Genomic DNA, 18,620 nt, shown 5'->3' with positions numbered 1-18,620 from the left:
GACCGTACCCGAGTTCGCCGGCGAGCGTCACGGACCGTACCAGCGTCTGCCGGGTGACCACCCCGGTGGCCGCGGGCCCGCTGCGCTCTGGAGCCGGATCCGTGGCCGCGCGCCCGCCGAGGCCGAGCGTGGCGGCCCCGGCCACGGCGAGCAGCAGCAGCGCGCCGGCGCCCAGCGCGATCCCCGGGCGGTCATCCCTTGGGAACCTCGTTCGGGTTGGCGGTGGTCGGCGGCCGGCCGTCCAGCACCGGCTCGCAGATCTGTAGCGCGGCCAGGTTGGCGGCCTGCTCCTGCGGGGTCAGCTCGCCGGACAGCATGTCCTCCGGCCACGATCCGTCGGGGTGGGGGTCGGGCCAGCTCGGCATCCCGTTGGCCCGCATGCACTTCGCGTACTCGCGCCGGTTGGCCAGCTGCTCCGGCGTCAACGGCTCCGGGCGGTCCTGGAGCTCGGCCGGCATCGGCACGTTGAACTCCTCGCACGCCTTCCACGCGGCCAGCACCTTCGGGTCGGTCTTCTGGCGGCCGCCCATCGCCGGACCCAGGTCGAGGCGGCCGCTCGGGTCCGGGTCGGGCACCTCGAAACCCGCTCCCGCAGGCACTTGGCGAGCTGGCGCTGATTCTCCACGTAGGCGGCCACCACGTCGCCGGCCGGTGCGACCGATGCTGACCCTCCGCCCGCGGTCGCCACCTCGGGCGTCCCGGCCGCGCTATCACAGGCGGTGAGGGCGAGGACCAGCGCGAGGGCCGCACCCGTTCCGCGGGCACGCGTCATCGTCGTCTCTCCTTTGTGGAATTCGTTGGAGGGCTAGCCGGCGGCGATGGCGGACCAGGTCCAGCCGTCTGTGGAGCCGTAGAGCCGTTGGTCGGTGTAGCTGTGCGTGTACAACCAGCCGTCCTGGGTGCGCTTTATCGGGTAGACGGTGGCCGGCAGGCCGCGCAGCTCGACCGGCTTGTACGTGCCGTCGCGAGCGGCCCAGAAGCGGTCGCCGTCCAGGCCGCTCGGTTGGGTCACGGTTTCGCAGAGCACGTGCGTGCCGTCCGCCGCGACGAACGAGGGCCCGCCCGCGCCGAGGCGGTCGGCGGGCACACGCTCCGCGCCGGACACCCGCTCCCAGCGACCGTCCGATGTGTACCTGTAGACCGCTCGTGCCGAGGCGCCGACCGTGACCACGTACGCCGTCTGGCTGCCGAGCGCGAAGTAGATAGGAAGGCAACCCTCGGAAGGGCAGGGCGGCGCGTCGGCGAAGACGTGTACCGACCACGTGCGCCCGGCATCCGCACTTGCCGCGACGGCCGGCCGACCGGTTACGGGATCGCTGCCACGGACCCAGATCCGCCCGCTCCACCGCACCGGCAGCAGCTCGTCGTGGGTGGGGACCAGCGCCGGCTGGTCGCGCAGCGGGGCCATCCGGCCCGCGACCGGGTCGACCGACCACAGTGTGCACGGCTCGCCGGAACGCGCCCAGCAGACCGGCACGCTCCCGCTGGGTACCGCGTCGACCGTCAGCGCCTCGTGCAGCCGGCGCCAGGTGCGGCCGCCGTCCGTGCTGGCGGTGAGTAGCCGGGTGCCACCGCTACCGGTATTCACGCTGGCCAGCAACGTCTCCGCCGCCGCCACGGACAGCTCGTAGACGTCGATGGGCTCGCCCCGGTCGGTCCACGTGCGCCCGCCGTCGTCGGAGCCGCGCACCTGGAACACGGTCTTCGGGCACTTCCGATCCGGGCAGGCCATCCGCGCCAGGTAGAGGTGCGCGGCGTCGAAGGCCTCCGCCCACTGGATCGGGTCCTCGGAGGGGGTCGCGGTCGCCGGCTCGTCGGCCGGTGGCAGACCCTGGCTCGACCCGCCCGGCAGCAGCAGCCCGCCGCCGACCATCAGCAGGCCGGCCACGACCGCGGCGGTGGCGGCGGAGACGGTACGCCGGCGGTGGCGCCGTCGCCCGGCCGCGTAGATCTCACCGGCGACCAGCCGGCTCGGCGGCGGCTCAGCGACCGCCTCCCGGAACAACTCCTCCACGTCGGTCATGCGCTTCCCTCCGTCGCCCAGGCCGGCGCGGCGACGGTGACCGCGTCGCCGAGGATCTCGCGCAGGGTGGCGAGGCCACGCGCGGTCTGGCTCTTGACCGTGCCCTCCGAGCAGCCCAGCACGGCGGCCGTCTCGGCCACGTCCATGCCCTGGTAGAAGCGGCAGACCAGGGTCACCCGCTGCCGCGGCGGCACCTGGCGCAGCGCCCGGGCGAAGACCACCCGGCGGGTCGCGGCCTCGGCGTCGTCGTCGGCGCCGGCCACGTCGGGCGGCTCGGCCACCGGCCGCTCACGGCGGCGCCACATGCGGCGGGTCTCCGACAGGTACGCCCGGACCAGGCAGGTCCGCACGAACGCGTCCACCGCCTGCGGGTCGCGGATCCGGTGCCACCCGGCGGCCAGCCGGATGAACGCGGACTGGGTCAGATCGTCGGCCCAGTGCCAGTCCCCGCACATGAGGTACGCCGTGCGGCGCACGACGTCTTGCCGGGCAGCGAAGTACTCGCTGAACTGGCGCCGATCCTGATCCTCGTCGCTTCGCATCCCGCTCCCTTCACCGGGTAGGTGCGCACGGCGTACCGGATGGGTTGCATGGATTCTCGACAAAGTCCCGCGGCACGCTACCGCCGGCCGAAGGCGGACAGTTGCAGGCAGCTTGTCGTCAGGTGGGGGAGCGTGGCGGCCGGCGCCGAGGCCGGGTGGAGTTCGACGAGCCAGCCGACGCCGGCGTGGAAGGCGCGGCGTTCGACGATCCGGCCCTGCTCGGCCAGCCGGGCCTCCATCACCTCCGGGGTGGCCGGGTTGGTGGGGGTACCGGCGTACGCGAGCACCCGGTGCTGCCCGGCGAGGGCCGTCAGCAGCGCGTCCGGCGAGCACTCGGGACCGGGCGGGACCGGGCGGACGAAGCGGCCGGGCCGGAGTTCGCCCATGCTCGCGTACCACCGGACGGCCGGGATGGACGACACGGATACCAGCACAAGGTCACCGGGGCGGCGTTCGGCGGCCAGCCACGCCATCGCGGCCCGGTCGTCCACACCGTCGACCAAGCGGGGCGGCCGTACCGCGTACACCATCTGTGGGACAAGCGCGAAGCCGGCGCCGACCGCGATCACGGTGAGCCCGGCGGTGGCCGGGATCCGGGCGCGCGGGGCGACCGCCGCGACCGCCTCGACCACGGCGGCGATCGGCAGGAAGAGCGACGGGAGCAGCCAGATCGCCAGCCGGCCGGCCAGCGGGACGGCGTGCGCCGCGCCGAGCACGACGGCGGTGGCCAGCGGCGCGGCGAGCAGCAGGCCGAGCGCGGTCCGCCGGACCAGGAGGACGGCCAGCCCGGCCGCCACCAGCAGCCAGAACCCGACCGTCACCGGCCCTTCCGGCAGGTGCAGCGGGTCGCCGGCGAGCCCGGCCGGCCGCCCGGCGAGCCAGGCCCAGAGGCTGCCGTCGGGGAAGCCGCCGCGCGCCTGCCACCAGGGGCGCAGGTGGGGCTCGCCGGTCGTGTACCGGAGCGCGACGAGGTAGTGCGTGCCGGCGGCGAGGAGCCAGACCGGGGCGAGGTACAACGTGCGCGGTGCGGCCCGCCACCCGTGCCGCCGCCACGCCGTGCCCACCAGCACCACGGCCAGGCCGGGCGTGACGAGGATGGCGTCCATGCTCAGCCACGACGCGGCGGCGGCCGCCAGCCACCAGAGGTTCGTCCAGCGGGGGCGCTCGGCGGCCAGGGCGGCGAGGGCGAGCAGGGTGAGGGCGCAGAAGGCGTCGGCGGAGTACTGCTTGACCTCGGCCGCGTACCGGATCAGGGACGGCGCGAGGCCGAACAGCAGGGCGGCGGTCACCGCGCCGAACGGCCCGAACCACCTCCGTACCACCAGCCCCACGACCACCAGCGTGGCCAGGCTGAACAGCAGCGGCAGGAGGCGCAGCGCCCGCTCACCGCTGCCGAACGCGAGCAGGAAGCCGCGTTCGGCCCAGAGCCAGCCCAGCGGCGCGCTCTGGTGGTGCAGCAACGGGCCGGCGAGCCCGCGGAACCCGCCGCCGTCGCGCACGTTGATCGCGATCATCTGCTCGTCGAGCCACAGCGGCCGGTCGTGAGCCCACTGCCAGACCCGGGCCAGCGCGCCGGCGAGGAGGGGTAGGAGCGCTAGGCGCACCCATGGCCGGGCATACACATGTACCAGGCTGGCGCAGTGGGATCAGGCCTGGCAGCCCTTCGGCTCGTACTGCGCCCGGCTGAAGATGTTCTTGCGGGCCGGCGGGTCGGGGATTCCCCGGAACGGGCGATCGGCTTCGCGTTGAAGACCCGCAGGAAGAAGTTCACCACCTTCTGCACGATCGCGGGGATCGAGTAGCCGACGTTGTACGTGGTGTCGACGGTCAGCGAGGCGCCCTTGCAGTCGAGGCTCCGTTCACCCGGTACGAGCGGGAAGAACTGGGACAGCGCCGACCCGCGCGCCACGCCGGTGGAGACCACGAGGCCGAAGTTGAGGCCGGCGCTGAAGCCGAGCGCCCCGATACCCAGCCGGAAGTTGGTCTTGAAGTCGAGGACGATGCCGTTGGCGCCGACCGACACGCCGCGTACCGACTCGAGCAGGCTGCTCTTGATGTGCGGCCCGTCGACCTTGTGCACGCCCCAGTTGCCGTCCCGGTACCCGAAGCCGAGCGTGCCCCCGATGGCGTACTCGCCGGACGCCCGGACATTGCCGTCCTTCGCGCTGAACGCGGTCTTGACCAGCACTTCCTGGTTGGCGCTGAGCGTGAACGGGATGCCCAGGATCAGCCCGACCGGCACGCTGAAGTCGATCGGGATGGTGAACGTGCGGTCGAGCTGCCGCAGGTGGCCGATCGCGCTGGCCGCGCTTACGTCGATCTTGATGCCGCCGCCGCCGTAGACCTGTAGCTCGGCGATCGTGATCTTGCCGCCGGAGACCGCGAGGTGGAAGCGGGCCGACGGGCTCTTCATGATGAGCTTGACGCTGGCCTGGATACGGATCTCGTTGTCGTCGTACCGCAGGTCCGCGCCCACGCCGTTGGCGCAGCACGTCGGCGTCACCTCGAAGCCGTTGGTCTTCGTGGTCTTCGGCGCGCCGGCGACCGGGCGGGGCATCTCCACCCGCTCCCGGTCGGCCGGGGCACGGCGGAGGGCGCGGCCCACCGGCAGTGAGCGCCCGGCCGGAGACGGCTCGGCCGCACCGGCTTCCGTGGCCGCCTGCGGGTCCGTCCACAGTGCGCCCTCGGAGCTGTACGACAGGATGTTGTCCAGCGGCACCGCGCCGTCGCTGGCGAACGTGCCGTCCCGTACCACCTCGGTGAACTCGACCGGCGCGATCGTCACCGCCACCGTGTCGCCGGAGCGCTGGGCGTCCACGACCCGCCCCACGCCCCGCGCGGTCGCGAACATCACCTTGCCCGGCACCAGGTCCGCCGCGCCCTTGGCGTTGGCGTCGATCGTCCACGTGAGACCGTCGGCGGTCACCGAGCGGACCGCCTCGGCGCCGCCCTCGACGAGCACTACGTCCGGCTGGAGCGTGACGTCCTTGTGCCGCTGCGGGGCGAGGCCGTATCGGAACTCGCCCTCGGTCAGCTCGTGCCCGCCGACCCGGTACCCGGAGTCGCCGTCACCGCCGCCCTTCGCGTCGCCGATGCCACAGCCGGCGAGCATCACGACGGCGAGAGACGCAGCCAGCCAGCGCCGCGCCATCGCTCAGTACCGCGTGCTCATCGTGCGGGCCAGGTCTTCGAGGGCCGGGCGGTACTTTGCCGGGTCGTCGATCCGTACCAGGTGCACCGACGTCCACACGCCGCCCTTGTTGACGAAGACGCTCAGACCGTCCTGGTAGGAGTACGCCTCGTCGCCCGCGCCGGAGATGGCCTTGTAGTTGTGGTCGAGCTGGAGCTCGATGTCGTACTGCTTCTTCGCGCCGTCTCCGACATAGACCTCCACCTGCCCGGTGGTGCCTTCCGGCGGAGTGGTGTACGCGCACGACTCGGGCGACTCCCGGGCGTCCTGCATCTTCAGGCCGGCCAACTTCTCGGCCTCCGCCTTCGTCACCAGCGAACACGGGTCCACAGTGGAGGCGGCGGGCGGGGCCTCGGCCGCCTCGGTCTCCTCGGCCGGTGCCTCGGTCTGCGCCTCCGCGGCCGGCGGCTGCGGTGCGGCCGGGGCCTCCTCGGCGCTCTCGCACGCGGTGATGGCCCCCACCAGCAGCAGCGCGGCGAGGACGGCAGAGCCTCGTCTCATCGGTTCCCTCTCTCGAAGATCCAGGTGGCGGCGTGGAGCCGGTCCACCCGCCAGCCGGCGGCGGTGGCCGCGTCCACGACCGACTGCTCGTCCTCGCCCTCCACCAGGGCGAGCACGACCTGGTCGGCGGGGAGGTGCACGGCCGCGACCAGGCGGGCGCCGGCGAGCGCCGGCAGCGATCGCGGCTCGCTGCCCGGCACGTCGTACCGCTCCAGGGCGAACAGTCGATCGGTCACATCACGGACGGTAGGTGCGCGCGGGCGCCGAGGAATCAGGGAGTTCCCTACCTAATGGCGGGCGGCCTCCCGCCCCAGCTCGGCGCCGAGCTCGGCTCGGGTGGCGATGCCGAGCTTGCGGTACACCCGGGCGAGGTTCGCCTCCACCGTCTTCGGGCTGATGAAGAGCGCGTCCGCGATGGCCCGGTTCGTGCGCCCCTGGGCGGCCAGCCGTGCCACCCGTTCCTCCGTCGGGGTCAGCTCGGTCGGCGCGGCCGTCCGCCCGCCGATCCGCGCCAGCTCCGCGCGGGCCCGGGCTTCGAACGCCCCGGCGCCGATCGCCGCGAACTCGGCCGCGGCGGCCTCCAGCGCCGTCCGGGCCTCCCGCTTGCGCCGCGCGCGGCGGTGCGCCATGCCGGCCACCAGCAGGCAGCGGGCCCGATCCAGGGGTACCGCGCCGGCCGGCACCGCCACGCGGGCGGCGGCCAGCTCGGCCAGCTCGGCGGACGGGTCGGCACCTGTGGCGCCGGCCAGCAGCACGCGGCTGCGGGCCAGGCCGAGCGCGGTCCACGGGCGCGGCTGGCGGGCGTGCCGCTCGGCCAGCCGGGCCAGGCCGTCCGTGGCGGCGTCCAGGTCGCCAGCGCCCACACACGCCTCGATCCAGTCCGGCTCGAACCGCTGCCCGAGCGGCTCGGCGATGCCGGCGTCGCCGATGGTGGCGACAAGCTCCCGGTACGCGGCCACCGCCTCGCCCGCCTGCCCCGCCGAGAGCGCGACGAAGCCGGCGAGCTGGAGGTGGATGCGGCGGGACCAGGGGTCGCCCAGCTCGTCGGCGCGGCGCAGCCCGTCCTCGGCCACCTGGCGGGCTGCGGCCAGCCGCCCCCGGTACGCGTCGAGCGTCCCGCCCAGCCAGGTCTCGCCGACCATCCCGGTGCCGAGCTGCTCGCCCAGCTCGCGGGCGGCGGCGATGTGCCGGGCGGCCGCGTCCCACCGCCCGGCCACCAGCTCCGCCTCGCCGAGGTGGGTGAGCAGCTCGTGCTGCCACGGCTCGTCCCCGGCCGCGACCGCATGGCGAAGCAGCGTGTCCAGCCGCTCCCGGGCCCGGTCGTGCTCGTCGATCGCCTTCCACCAGATCGCCGGTACCGTGCCGGCCAGCCACGACGGCCGGCCGCCCTCCAGCTCCAGCCCCCGGTCGAGCAGCTCGGTGCGGGCCGGCAGCCCGGCGCGTACCTCCTGGAAGAAGAGCTGGAACAGCGCGCCCGCCAGCAGCGCGCGGTCACCGTCCACAGCGGACATCAGAGCGATCGCGGCCTCCGCGTGCCGCCGGGCCGGCTCGGGCGCGTCGTAGAAGAGCGCCAGGTGGGCGTGGACCCGGCCGGCCAGCGGCGTATCGGCGGGTGCCGCCGCCAGCCCGCGCTCGCCGGCCGCCACGGCCCCGGGAGGTCGTCGGCGCACCACGCCACCATCGCGCGCAGCAGCAGCGCCTCGGCCCGCGACTCTCCACTGTGGTCGGTGGCCACCGCGTCGGCCGCCGCGCCCGCGGCGGCGTAGTCGCCACTGTCCAGCCGGCAGCGCACCGCGGCCAGTCGCCGGCGCCCCGGTCGGTCCCCGCCTCGGCGGGAGTGAGGGCGGCGGCCCGCTCGTACAGGTCGACGGCGACCGCGGGCGCGCCCCGGGCCCGCTGCCGGTCCGCGGCGGCAGCCAGCTCGGCGGCCACGGCCGCGTCGGGCTCGTCGGTGCAGCGGGCCAGCTGCCGGGCCCGCTCGTCCGGGTCGGCCACCGCGTCGGCGAGCGCGCGGTGCAGCCGGCGGCGTACCCCCGGCGGGATGCCGGCGACGACCGCGGCCGCGTACATCGGGTGCGCAAACTCCACAGTGGACACCGTGACGGCGAGCAGCCCGGCCTCCTCCGCCGCGTCGAACGCGTCCGCCGCCACGCCGGCCGCGGCCAGGTCGGCGAGCGTGGGCACGGTGAGCAGCGCGGCCCGGCGCACCGCGTCCCGGCTCACCTCCGGCAGCGCGGCCAGCGCGTCCCGCAGCAGCTGGCGCAGCGACGAGCCGACCGGCAGCTCCTCACCCGGCAGCGGTGGGCGGGGGAGCCGGGAGACCGCCCGGGACAGCTCGATGGCGAGCAGCGGGTTGCCACCGGACTCGCGCGCGATGCGGGCCCCGATCGGGCGGCTGAGCGAGACGCCGAGCCGGGCCCGGACGACGTGGTACAGGGCCCCGACGCCGAGCGGGGTGAGCGGGATCCGGGTGAGCCGCGTCTCGTCCAGCCCGAGGGGAGTGCCTTCGGTACGGCACGCGGCCAGCACGGCGACCCGGTCACCGAGGCGGCGCAGCGCGTACCGGAGCGCCCGCTCGCTCGACGGGTCCAGCCACGGCGCGTCGTCCACCGCGACGAGGACCCGCGGGCCGGCCGCCGCCAGGAGGGTGTGGGTGGCGGCGCCCACGGCCCGCTCGTCGGCGACGTCCTCGGCGGTGTCGGCGGTCAGCAGTACCGCCTCGGCGGCGACCCGCTGCGGCGCGGGGAGGTCGGGCACCCGGTCGGCGAGCGGCCGCAGCAGGTCGGCCAGCGCGGCGAACGGCAGCGCCGCCTCCGCCTCGGTCGGCGCGCAGGTGAGCACCTGCCAGCCGGCGCGCTCAGCGGCCGCGACGAGGGCCCGCCACACCGCCGTCTTGCCGATGCCCGCAGGCCCTTCGAGGAGTACCGGGTGGTGTGCGCCGAGTGCCTGCCACGCCCGCTCGTACACGGCGTCGCGGCCAACCAACGAGCCGTCCACAAGGAAGATCGTAGGTACCGGACACCAGTGTGTGGATCATGCTCTCGGACCGCCCCGGCCGACCACCCGGCCGGCCGGGGCGGGCGGTGGCGTAGGAATGGGTGTGTGATGGAGACGGCGGAGTTGCTGGAGGCGGCGCGCGGCGGGGACGAGCGGGCGTTCGAGCGCCTGGTCGAGCCGCACCGGCGGGAGCTGCACCAGCACTGCTACCGGATGCTCGGCTCGGTGCACGACGCGGACGACGCGGTACAGGAGTCGCTGCTGCGGGCGTGGAAGGCGATCGGGCGGTTCGACGGGCGCCAGCCGGTGCGGCCCTGGCTCTACCGGATCGCCACCAACCGCTGCCTGACCTCTCTGGAGACGCGGCGGCGCCGGGAGCTGCCCACCGACCTGTCGCCGGACGCGCTGCCCGGGGCCGAGGTCGAGTGGCTGGAGCCGTACCCGGACGCGCGGCTCGGGCTCGACGCGCTCGGCCCGGAGGCGCGGGTCGTCGCGCGGGAGCGGGTGGAGCTCGCGTTCGTGGCCGCGCTCCAGCGGCTCTCACCCTTGCAGCGGGCCGTGCTGCTGCTCCGCGAGGTACTGGAGTTTCCGGCCCGCGAGGTCGCCGAGCTGCTGGAGACGAGCGTGCCAGCGGTCAACAGCGCGCTGCAGCGGGCCCGCGCGGTGGTCGAGGCGCGTACGCCGGCCCGGTCGCAGCAGCGAGAGCTAGCCGACCTCGGCCCCGAGGTCCGGGCGGTCGTCGAGCGGTACGCCGCCGCGTGGGAGGCCGCCGACGTGGACGCGCTCGTCGCGATGCTCGCCGAGGACGTGCGGCTGGAGATGCCGCCGACGCCGGAGTGGTACGAGGGTCCGGCGGCGGTGCGCGCGGCGCTGCTGGCCGGCCCGATCACGTACCGCTGGCGGATGGTTCCCACCTGGGCGAACGGGCAGCTGACGGTCGCCGGCTACCGGTGGGACGAGTCCCGCGGCCTGTACGTGGGGGAGGGCGTCGACCTGCTCACCCTCCGCGACGGGCGGATCACGGCGATCACCGCGTTCCTCGTCGACGACCTCGGGGAATTCGGGGTGCCGAGGACGATGAGTTGACCCCACCTCCCCGGGTTGTACCGCTGGAAGGTTCGGGCGACTCGGAGGAGAGCACAGTGCTTCTGCAGGACAAAGTGGCAGTGATCTACGGTGGCGGCGGGCACGCGGGCGGCGCGATCGCCAGCGCGTTCGTCCGGGAGGGCGCGGTCGTGCACCTGGCCGGGCGTACCGCCGCTTCGCTGGAGAAGGTCGCGGCCGGCCTCCCGTCCGGCCGCGCGCACGTGGCGGTGGTCGACGCATTGGACGAGGCGGCGGTCGACGCGCACGCGCACGCGGTCGCCGAGGCCTCCGGCCGCCTGGACATCTCCGTCAACGTCATCAGCGACCAGGACCTCCAGGGCATCCCCATGGTCGACATGAACGTCGAGGACTACCTGCGGCCGATCCAGGTGTCGCTGCGGTCGAAGTACCTCACCTCGCGCGCCGCCGCCCGCCACATGGCGCCGCAGGGCTCGGGTGTGATCATCTTCCTCGGCGGCATGTTCGACTGGACGGTGTCGCGGCGGTTCAGCGTCGGCGGGATGGGTGTGACCTTCGACGCGGTCGAGTCGCTGCGCCGCCAGCTCGCCGCGGAGCTCGGCCCGAAGGGGATCCGCGCGGTCACGCTCTGCACCGGCGGCCTGCCGGAGACAATCCCGGCCGGGTACGACGGCCGGGACGCGATCACCGAATGGCTGAACGGCCAGACGCTCACCGGGCGCACGGCCACACTGGCGGATGTCGGCGAGGTGGCCGCGTTCGCCGCCTCGGACCGGGCCCGCACGATCACCGGCGCGGCCCTCAACTTCAGCGCCGGCGCCAGGATCGACTGAGGCCCACCCCGCCGCGTGCCCGGACGAACCCGATATCGGTCGCGGCGCCCGGCCCCAGGTCCCTATCCTTCGCCGCGAGCGAGAAGCCCAACGAGGGAGGCCGTCATGTACCGCGACCACGACGCCGAGGCGTCCTTTTGAGCCGACCAGCAAGCGCCGTAGGGGGTTCCCTCTAGCGAGACGCAGGTCAAGCGCGGCCACCGGGTGGTCGGCGAAGGCAAGGAGCTTGTCGAGAAGCTCGGTGGCAAGGACCCTTGTCCGTGCGGCTCCGGGCGCCGGTTTCCGCCGCTGCTGCCGCACCGGCGGCCGCTACGACGACACCAACGGCCACTACTACGTCCGCGACTGATCGGCCTTGTGCCGGAAGGTGTGCAGCCAGTCCCGTACCTGCTCGTCGTCGTGCAGGTACGGGCCATCCGGGTCGGGGTAGCGTTCGATTTCTTGAAACAGCCTGTTTTCCCCGGTCCGCGTCAGTCATAGACCGTATGCTCCCGCGGGCACCGCGCAGGTCGGCGGCTCGCTGGCGCTCGCCGAGATCCCCGACCTCCGCTGTCAGGTCCGCGGTCCAAGCCCCAACCCCCGGGGTTCCTGTTTCCGCGACCTGTCGAGCTGGGCGCGTGGCCGCGCCCAGCAACACACCCGCAACCACGACCTTGGCTTCGGACTTGGGATCATGCCGGGCGCATCGACGCGCCCAGCTCGACAGCCCTTCGGGCACGACACCCCGGGAACCGCGCGGGTGACGCGGACGCGGACCGGCGGCGAGGGTCGCGGTCGGCTGACCGCGCGACCGGGGGTGAGCTTGGCCAACCGCGGAGGGTGAGGCCGCGGGAGCGACGGTCCGGACCACCGCGGACGTCGCGGTAGCTCAATCCTTTTGGTTTTGGATTTTTGTCTGCGACATGACGCCAAGGCCACCCCAACTCCCAAAGCTCCCTAGAGCTTCGGGCCGAACCAGGTCATCGCCTGACCGTGCCCCCGCGTCCAGGCGAGCGGCACCCCGTCCAGCGCGAGCACGTTGTGGTGCGCCGGGTCGGGCGGCTCCGGCAGGCCGGCGTGCGGCACGACGTCCGGCGACTCGATCGACACCCAGTGGCCGGGCAGGCCGCGCACAAGCTCCACGAACTCCGCTCGCCGCGCCGCAGGCAGGTGGTACAGCACGGAACTGTGGAACACCACCAGCGTCGCCCCGGCCGGCGCCCGCGCGGCCAGCGCCGGCAGGTCGTCCACCGCGTCACCCCGGACGAGCAACGGCGGGTCCGCCGCGGCCACGGCCGCCGCGGCCCGCAGCCGGGCCCGCCGGTGCGCGTGCTCCGGCCAGATCAAAGCATCAAGCCACGCGACGTCCGCGGGGAGGCCACGTCGAGCGGGTTCACGTCCAGACCGGCACGCCAGGCGATCTCTGGTACGTTCGGCGGCACTTCCAGCCCCTGCACCGAGCACTCCAACAGCGGCTCACCGTGCCGGACCACCCGGTCGCCGTAGCGGTAGCCATACCGGTCGGGGTAGAGGCACAGCCCCGCCGAGGCGCCCACCTCCAGCAAAGCGAGCGGCTGGGGGAGCGCGGCCAGCACCGGCATGAGCAGCGCGCAGCGGCCGGCCTCGTTCGTCTGCGTGATGCGGACGCTCGTCTCGGCCGCGATCGCCGGCCAGTTCGCCCGCACGTACGCGAGGAAGGCATCCGGGTCCTCGACCGGCCCGCCCAGCAGCCGCACGACGCCGAAGAGCAGGTTGGGCTGCCGCTTACCCTCGGGCAGCGTCGCCACCAGCCCGAGAATCTTTTCGTCCCGCGCGACCGCCAGCGCCAGCCGCTCGTACGCGGCCGACACCCCGCGCGCCTCCCGGACCCCGAACTCGACATACGTATCCGCCATCGTCACCCGTCCATGATGCCCGCGGCGGCGATCTCCGTGGCGGAGGGTGTTGCCTCCGGACGGTCATCGGCGTTTAATGTCAACAACTTCTGCTGGCTTACATGCTGTGGCACGCGTGATGTCGGCGGGGTTTCTCGGTTGTTTCCGGCTCACCGGACCGCTCGGCGTCGGCCCGGCGGGCCGACGCGCGCAGCGCCACTGTGGACACCGGACCTGTGGTTTCAGGGGGTGGCGCGACGCCGCCGTATGGCTTAGCGTCCCATCCGGAACGATCTTCACCTCCACACCGTCGTCGGCGCGGCGGTTGCTCCGCCGACCTCGACGAGGAGGACTGATGACGGCTAGCGAGCAAGTCGCCGCAAATCTGCAGCAGCTCGGCCGAGAAACCGCACATTCGATCCCACGGCAGCGTACCGCGCCCGACACCGACTGGCGGCCACTCTCGATCGCGATGATCGGGCAGAAGGGGATGCCGGCCACCTACGGAGGGGTGGAGCGGCACGTCGAGGAGCTTGGCAGTCGCCTTGTTTCCTACGGCCACACGGTGACGGTGTTTTGTCGTGACAGTTACGGCGATTTGACAACGGAAACACACCGTGGCGTCCGGCTGCGTCGCGTGCGGACCGTTGCGAGCAAGCACCTCGACGCGATTGTCCACAGTGCCGCGTCGACGATGGTGGCGATGCGGGAGAAGCCGGACGTCGTCCACTACCACGGGCTCGGTCCGGGTCTGGTCGCGCCACTGCCCCGGTACCTCTCCGGCGCCAAGGTGGTACTCACCGTGCACGGCCTCGACCACACCCGGGCCAAGTGGGGCCGGGCGGCGCGTACCGTGCTCAACACCGCGTACTGGTTCAGCGGTCACGTGCCGGACGCCCGGATCGCCGTGTCCCGGGGGCTCGCGGCGCACTACGACGCGGAGTTCGGGCGGCTGACCCGCTACCAGCCCAACGGGGTCAACCCGGCGAACAAGGTCCCGCCGGACCAGATCACTGCCCGCTTCCGCCTCACACCGGGGCGGTACGTGCTGTTGGTCGGCCGGCTCGTCCCGGAGAAGCGGGCCGACCTGCTCATCCGCGCCTTCCGGCGTCTTCCTCTGGAAGCCAATGGGCAGGGTCCTGATGACGTCAAGCTCGCGGTGGTCGGCGGCTCCTCGTACACCGATGATTTCGTCGCCCACCTGAAGGCGACCGCGGAGGGCGACCCCCGGGTGGTCTTCACCGGTTTCGCCTACGGTGACCTGCTCGCGGAGCTGTACTCGCACGCGGCCGTCTTCGTGCAGCCGTCCCATGTGGAGGGCCTGCCGCTGACCCTGCTGGAGGCCGCGTCGTACGGCCTGCCCGTGGTGGCCAGCGACATCTCCCCGCACGTGGAGGTGCTGGAGCGGGAGGGGCCCGGCCACCGGCTGTTCCGGGACGGCGACGAGGACGACCTGGTGCGCGCGCTCCAGGCGGCGCTCGCCAACCCGAGGGCCGAGCGGGCCGGCGCGCTCGGGCTGCACGGCCGGGTGATGGCCCACTACAGCTGGGACGCGGCCGCACGCCAGCTCGAACGGCTCTACCTGGATCTGGCCACGAAGCGCTAGGGTCCCTGCGGGGCGCAACAGAACTATGAGCAAGAGAGCAGTGTGACGGTACTCCTACGAACCCCGGTGAAACCGGCTGGGACAGCGCTGACCGCCGTCGCGGCGTTGGCGGCCGCGGCGACCGCGGTGGTGTCCGCCTTCGCGATCGACGGCGGCAGCCGCACCCTCGCCGTCCTCCCGCTCGCGGTCGCCGGCGGCGTGCTTGTCGGGGTGCTCGCCCTGACCCGGTTCGCCGCGTACGTGCTGCTGATGCTCGCCGTGCGCCCCCTACTCGACCTGTTCAAGCTGAGCGGGCCGACCGCGGGCACCGGCTCGGACGGCGGCTCGGCCCGGGCGCTCGACCCGTCCACGCTCGTCGGGGTGCTCTTCCTGCTCGCCGCGGGCCTGTGGCTGGCCGCCCAGGCGCGCGCTGGAAAGCGCGCGAAGACCTCGCCGCTCGGCATAGCGCTGATCCTCGTCGCGGCGACCGGCGCGGTCAGCACGCTCGGCTCGGCCCAGCCGCAGTCGAGCACCCTGGAGATACTGCGGATCCTCACGGTCGTGGCGATGTTCCTCGTGCTGGAGCAGCTGCTGCCGAGGCGGGGCATGGTGCGGCGGGTGCTCTTCGCCGTGTACCTCTCGCTCGCCCTCGCGCTCGCGTACACGCTCGTGATGTCGCTTCTCGGGTCGCCGCCGTCCGAGGTTAAAGGGAGCTTCACCCGGATCAGTGGGCCGTTCAGCCAGTCCACCACGTTCGGCCGATACCTCATGTTCATGGTGATTTTCGGATGCGCCATCTACAGGTTCCTCGGCCGTCGCGCCAAGGTCGGGCTCGGCGTGCTGCTCGTGCTGTCGCTGGGTTTCCTGGCGCTGACCAACACCCGCAGCGCGATCCTCGGCGCCGCGATCGGCCTTGTCGTCGTGGCCGTACTGCACCGCAGTGCCCGGCTCCTCGTGACGCTCGGCCTCGCCGCGGTCGCCGCGATCGCGGTCGCGCCCGGGGTGGCCGACCGCTTCGCCCAGCTCGGTGAGGCCCGCGAGGTCGGCGGCGGCCCGACCGGCAACACGCTCGCCTGGCGTGCCGACTACTGGTCACAGGTCGTCACCCTCGCCAACCGCAACCCGCTCACCGGCATCGGCCCCAACATGACCCAGCGGGAGACCGACGAGGCCAAGAAGCCGCACAACGACTTCCTCCGCGCATACGTGGAGACCGGCGTGCTCGGCCTGCTCGCGTACCTCGGCTTGATCGTGCTCTGCCTGCACACGGCGGCGCTGGCCCTGCGCCGCGCGCCGCCGGGGACGTTCGACCGGGGGATCGCGGTCGGCTTCGCCGGCTGCGCCGTGGCGTTCGTGGCGGTGAGTGCGGCGTCCAACGTCATATCCAATGTCGTTACGCTGTGGTACTTCGTCGCGTTCGCGGCGATGGCCGGCCTGGTCGCCGCCCGCCGCCCTGTGGAGGAGCACTAGCGTGGAGATCGTCGACTACCTGCGGGTCGCCCGGCGGCGGCTGTGGGTGCTGGTGGGCGTGCCGCTCGCCGCGGCGCTCGCGGTCGGCCTGTTCGTCGGCCTGTCGCCGCAGCGGTACAGCGCCACCTGCTACGTGGCCGCGCCCGCCCTCGTCGGTGGGGCCGCCGCCCAGCAGTACACGGGAACGCAGGCGGCGAGCCAGTTCGTCGCCGCGTTCAAGGCGGCGGCCACCTCGCCGAGGGTGCTCGAGGACGTCGCGGCGGACACCGGTGTCTCCGCCAGCACCCTCCGCGACGGGCTCGCGGTGGCGCAGGTCGGGGCGAGCAGCCAGCTCACGCTCAAGTACACCGCGGCGAAGCGGGACACCGTCGAGCCGGTGCTCACCGCGACTGCCCGCCTGGCGCTCGCCTTCCTCTTCTCCTCCCAGGTCAACATCGCCACCGAGCAGGTGACCGCCGCCAACGCCGACGTGACCGCGGCGACGGCGGCGATCGCCGACTGGGAGCGGACCAACAAGGTCTCCCAGCCGGACAAGCTCTACCAGGCCACGCTCACCGAGATCGCCAACCTGCGGCAGCAGAAGCTCTCCATGGAGGCGGTCGGCAACAGCCGCGGCGCCGACGCCGCGAGCAGCGCGCTCGCCGCCGCCCAGAAGCGCATCGACGCGATCGGCCCGAAGCTGCCCGAGTACCAGTCGCTGCTGGCCCAGCGCGACGCCGCGACCGGCGCGCTCTCCCAGGCGCGGCAGGGCCTTCAGGGGGCAAGGGCACAGGCCCAGGCCGCGGATCCGGCCCAGGTGGCGAGCGTGGGCGAGGTCCGCGTCGTTTCCCGGGTACGGGCACTGGCTACCACCGTGCCGCCGGCGGCCGCCGCCGGGCTGCTGCTGGCCGTGCTGCTCGTCGTGGTGCTCGAGCTGCTGTCCCGGCGGGCCCAGCCGGCGGCCGCCGCCGGGCAGCCGACAATGTTGTCCCGCGCGGCGTGACGACCGAGACCACCACCTCACCGCCGGAGTCCACATCGGACTACGGTGACCGCCAGGTGCGCGGCATGGCCCGGGGCGGCGGTCTCAACCTGCTCGGCGCGCTGTGCAGCCAGGGCGCGCTCTTCCTGGTCATGCTGCTGCTCGCCCGCGAGCTTGGCACGGCCGAGGTGGGCCGGTACGCCCAGTGCTACGCCCTCCTGGCGTTGCTCGGGCTGCTGTCGCTGTCCGGCTTCCGGGCCGGGCTCACCCGGTTCGTGGCCGTACACCTGGCCGACGACGACCCGGCGAGCATCCGCGGCACGGTCCGGCTGGGGCTGGCCATCTCCGGCCTCGGCGCCGTGCTGATCGCGGCCGTGCTCGCCGTTTTCGCGCCCGCCCTGGCCGAGGTCCTGCACGACCCGGGGCTCACCGGCGGCCTGCGGCTCGTCGCGCTGGCCCTGCCGGCCGCGGTCATCTGCGAGGCGGCGCTCGCGGCCACGCGGGGCTGGCGCACGCAGCGGCCGTTCACGCTGGTGGGTCAGCTCTACGAGCCGGGCGCGCGGCTGGTGCTGACCGGGTTGGCGCTGCTGGCCGGGCTCGCCGTGACAGGTGCGCTGTGGGCGGTGGTGGTCGCCGCGTGGACGGCCGCCGTGCTCGCGCTCGGCGCGCTGCTCCGCCTGATGCGTACGGTGGCGCCGGCTCCGGCCGCGTACCGCCCCCGGCAGCTCTTCAGCTTCTCCACGGTCAGCTGGGCCTCGTCGCTGGCCTCCACCGGGCTCATCTGGATCGACACGCTGCTGCTCGGCGCGTTCGGCAACGACGACATCGGCGTCTACACGGTGGCCACCCGCCTGGTGACGGTCGCCATCTTCGTACTGGCCCCGATCAACGCGGCGTTCGGCCCGTACATCGCGTACCTCTACCACCGCGACGAGCTGGCCGAGGTACGCCGCGTGTACAGCGCCGCGACGGGCTGGGTGGTGCGCCTGTCGCTGCCCGCGTTCGTGGCGCTGCTCGTCTTCCCGTCGTCGCTGCTGCCGCTCTTCGGCCCGGGCTTCGCCGAAGGTGCCGCGGTCACGGTGGTCCTCGCCGTGGGCCAGCTCGTCAACGCCGCGACCGGCCCGTGCGGCACGCTCCTGAACATGTCCGGCCGCGTCTCGTTGAACATGTTCGACAACGTCGGCGCGCTCGTCCTCAACATCGGCCTCAACCTGTGGCTCATCCCGGCGTACGGCATCGTCGGTTCGGCGGTCGCCTGGAGCGCCTCGCTCATCGCGGTCAACCTGGCCCGGGTCATCCAGGTCTGGTGGCTGGTCCGCGCGGTGCCGGTGACCGCCGGTTTGGCGAAGGGGCTGTTGGCCGGCGCGCTGTCCTTCGCCGCCGCCCTCGCCGTCCGGACGCTGCTGCCCGACGGCCCGGCCCGGCTCGTGCTCGGCCTCGCCGCGATCGTGCTGGTGTACATCGCCGCGGTCCTCGCCCTGCGGCTGTCCAAAGAGGACACGATGGTGCTGCGGGCCCTCGCCAAGCGCCGGCGGGCCCGCGCGTGAGCCGGCCCCTGGGTCTTGCGGTTTGCGCGAGCGCCGGCTTTGACCGAGCGGAG

Annotated in this window: 15 protein-coding genes and 1 pseudogene; 6 read left to right on the top strand and 10 right to left on the bottom strand. The window is 73.6% G+C overall.

The features are described from left to right. Positions 1-191: 191 nt before the first annotated feature. The 9 genes from Pflav_RS12420 to Pflav_RS45315 form a co-directional block, all read right to left on the bottom strand. A complete protein-coding gene (locus Pflav_RS12420; RefSeq protein WP_232071304.1) occupies positions 192-575 on the bottom strand; it encodes a hypothetical protein in 384 nt (127 codons plus the stop codon). Between the two features lie 230 nt (positions 576-805). Then, complete coding sequence (locus Pflav_RS12415) at positions 806-2,023, bottom strand: sialidase family protein (protein ID WP_173036305.1); 1,218 nt, start codon at positions 2,021-2,023, stop codon at positions 806-808. Next, a complete protein-coding gene (locus Pflav_RS12410; RefSeq protein ID WP_173036304.1) occupies positions 2,020-2,565 on the bottom strand; it encodes a SigE family RNA polymerase sigma factor in 546 nt (181 codons plus the stop codon). The genes Pflav_RS12415 and Pflav_RS12410 overlap by 4 nt, the downstream gene beginning before the upstream one ends. Positions 2,566-2,642: 77 nt before the next feature. Further along, positions 2,643-4,169, bottom strand: a complete 1,527-nt coding sequence (locus tag Pflav_RS12405; RefSeq protein ID WP_173036303.1) for a glycosyltransferase family 39 protein — start codon at positions 4,167-4,169, stop codon at positions 2,643-2,645. Beyond that, entirely contained in the window at positions 4,160-5,716 is a 1,557-nt protein-coding gene (locus Pflav_RS12400) for a hypothetical protein (RefSeq protein WP_173036302.1), read from the bottom strand. Before Pflav_RS12400 ends, Pflav_RS12405 begins: the two co-directional genes overlap by 10 nt. Before the next feature lie 3 nt (positions 5,717-5,719). Continuing rightward, a complete protein-coding gene (locus Pflav_RS12395; protein ID WP_173036301.1) occupies positions 5,720-6,256 on the bottom strand; it encodes a DUF3558 domain-containing protein in 537 nt (178 codons plus the stop codon). After that, positions 6,253-6,492 (bottom strand): hypothetical protein, encoded by a 240-nt coding sequence (locus Pflav_RS12390; protein ID WP_173036300.1) that lies wholly within the window; start codon positions 6,490-6,492, stop codon positions 6,253-6,255. The genes Pflav_RS12395 and Pflav_RS12390 overlap by 4 nt, the downstream gene beginning before the upstream one ends. A 51-nt stretch (positions 6,493-6,543) precedes the next feature. Then, positions 6,544-7,767: a helix-turn-helix transcriptional regulator gene (locus tag Pflav_RS45320; protein ID WP_232071302.1), complete on the bottom strand. Its 1,224-nt coding sequence runs from the start codon at positions 7,765-7,767 to the stop codon at positions 6,544-6,546. Then, positions 7,748-9,253 carry an AAA family ATPase gene (locus tag Pflav_RS45315; RefSeq protein ID WP_232071300.1) on the bottom strand — a complete coding sequence of 502 codons (1,506 nt, stop codon included), beginning with the start codon at positions 9,251-9,253 and terminating at the stop codon, positions 7,748-7,750. The genes Pflav_RS45320 and Pflav_RS45315 overlap by 20 nt, the downstream gene beginning before the upstream one ends. A 108-nt stretch (positions 9,254-9,361) precedes the next feature. On the opposite strand from Pflav_RS45315, the gene Pflav_RS12380 reads away from it, so the two are divergent. After that, positions 9,362-10,339 (top strand): sigma-70 family RNA polymerase sigma factor, encoded by a 978-nt coding sequence (locus Pflav_RS12380; RefSeq protein ID WP_173036299.1) that lies wholly within the window; start codon positions 9,362-9,364, stop codon positions 10,337-10,339. A gap of 56 nt (positions 10,340-10,395) precedes the next feature. Further along, positions 10,396-11,151, top strand: coding sequence for an SDR family oxidoreductase (locus tag Pflav_RS12375; protein WP_173036298.1), 756 nt, complete (start codon positions 10,396-10,398; stop codon positions 11,149-11,151). Between the two features lie 936 nt (positions 11,152-12,087). Here Pflav_RS12375 and Pflav_RS12365 read toward each other — a convergent pair. Further along, positions 12,088-13,031 (bottom strand): annotated as a pseudogene (locus Pflav_RS12365) (DUF2332 domain-containing protein). 70 nt (positions 13,032-13,101) lie between these two features. On the opposite strand from Pflav_RS12365, the gene Pflav_RS12360 reads away from it, so the two are divergent. From Pflav_RS12360 to Pflav_RS12345, 4 genes are all read left to right on the top strand, one after another. Beyond that, positions 13,102-14,610 (top strand): glycosyltransferase family 4 protein, encoded by a 1,509-nt coding sequence (locus Pflav_RS12360; protein WP_332107750.1) that lies wholly within the window; start codon positions 13,102-13,104, stop codon positions 14,608-14,610. Positions 14,611-14,676: 66 nt separating this feature from the next. Then, positions 14,677-16,059 carry an O-antigen ligase family protein gene (locus Pflav_RS12355; RefSeq protein ID WP_173036296.1) on the top strand — a complete coding sequence of 461 codons (1,383 nt, stop codon included), beginning with the start codon at positions 14,677-14,679 and terminating at the stop codon, positions 16,057-16,059. A 1-nt stretch (position 16,060) separates the two neighbouring features. Then, complete coding sequence (locus tag Pflav_RS12350; RefSeq protein WP_173036295.1) at positions 16,061-17,041, top strand: Wzz/FepE/Etk N-terminal domain-containing protein; 981 nt, start codon at positions 16,061-16,063, stop codon at positions 17,039-17,041. Continuing rightward, entirely contained in the window at positions 17,038-18,567 is a 1,530-nt protein-coding gene (locus Pflav_RS12345) for a flippase (RefSeq protein WP_173036294.1), read from the top strand. Before Pflav_RS12350 ends, Pflav_RS12345 begins: the two co-directional genes overlap by 4 nt. Positions 18,568-18,620: the final 53 nt, after the last annotated feature.

Origin of the sequence: Phytohabitans flavus (assembly GCF_011764545.1) — a bacterium.
Lineage (GTDB): Bacteria > Actinomycetota > Actinomycetes > Mycobacteriales > Micromonosporaceae > Phytohabitans > Phytohabitans flavus.
This window is presented reverse-complemented; position numbering and strand designations above follow the sequence as displayed.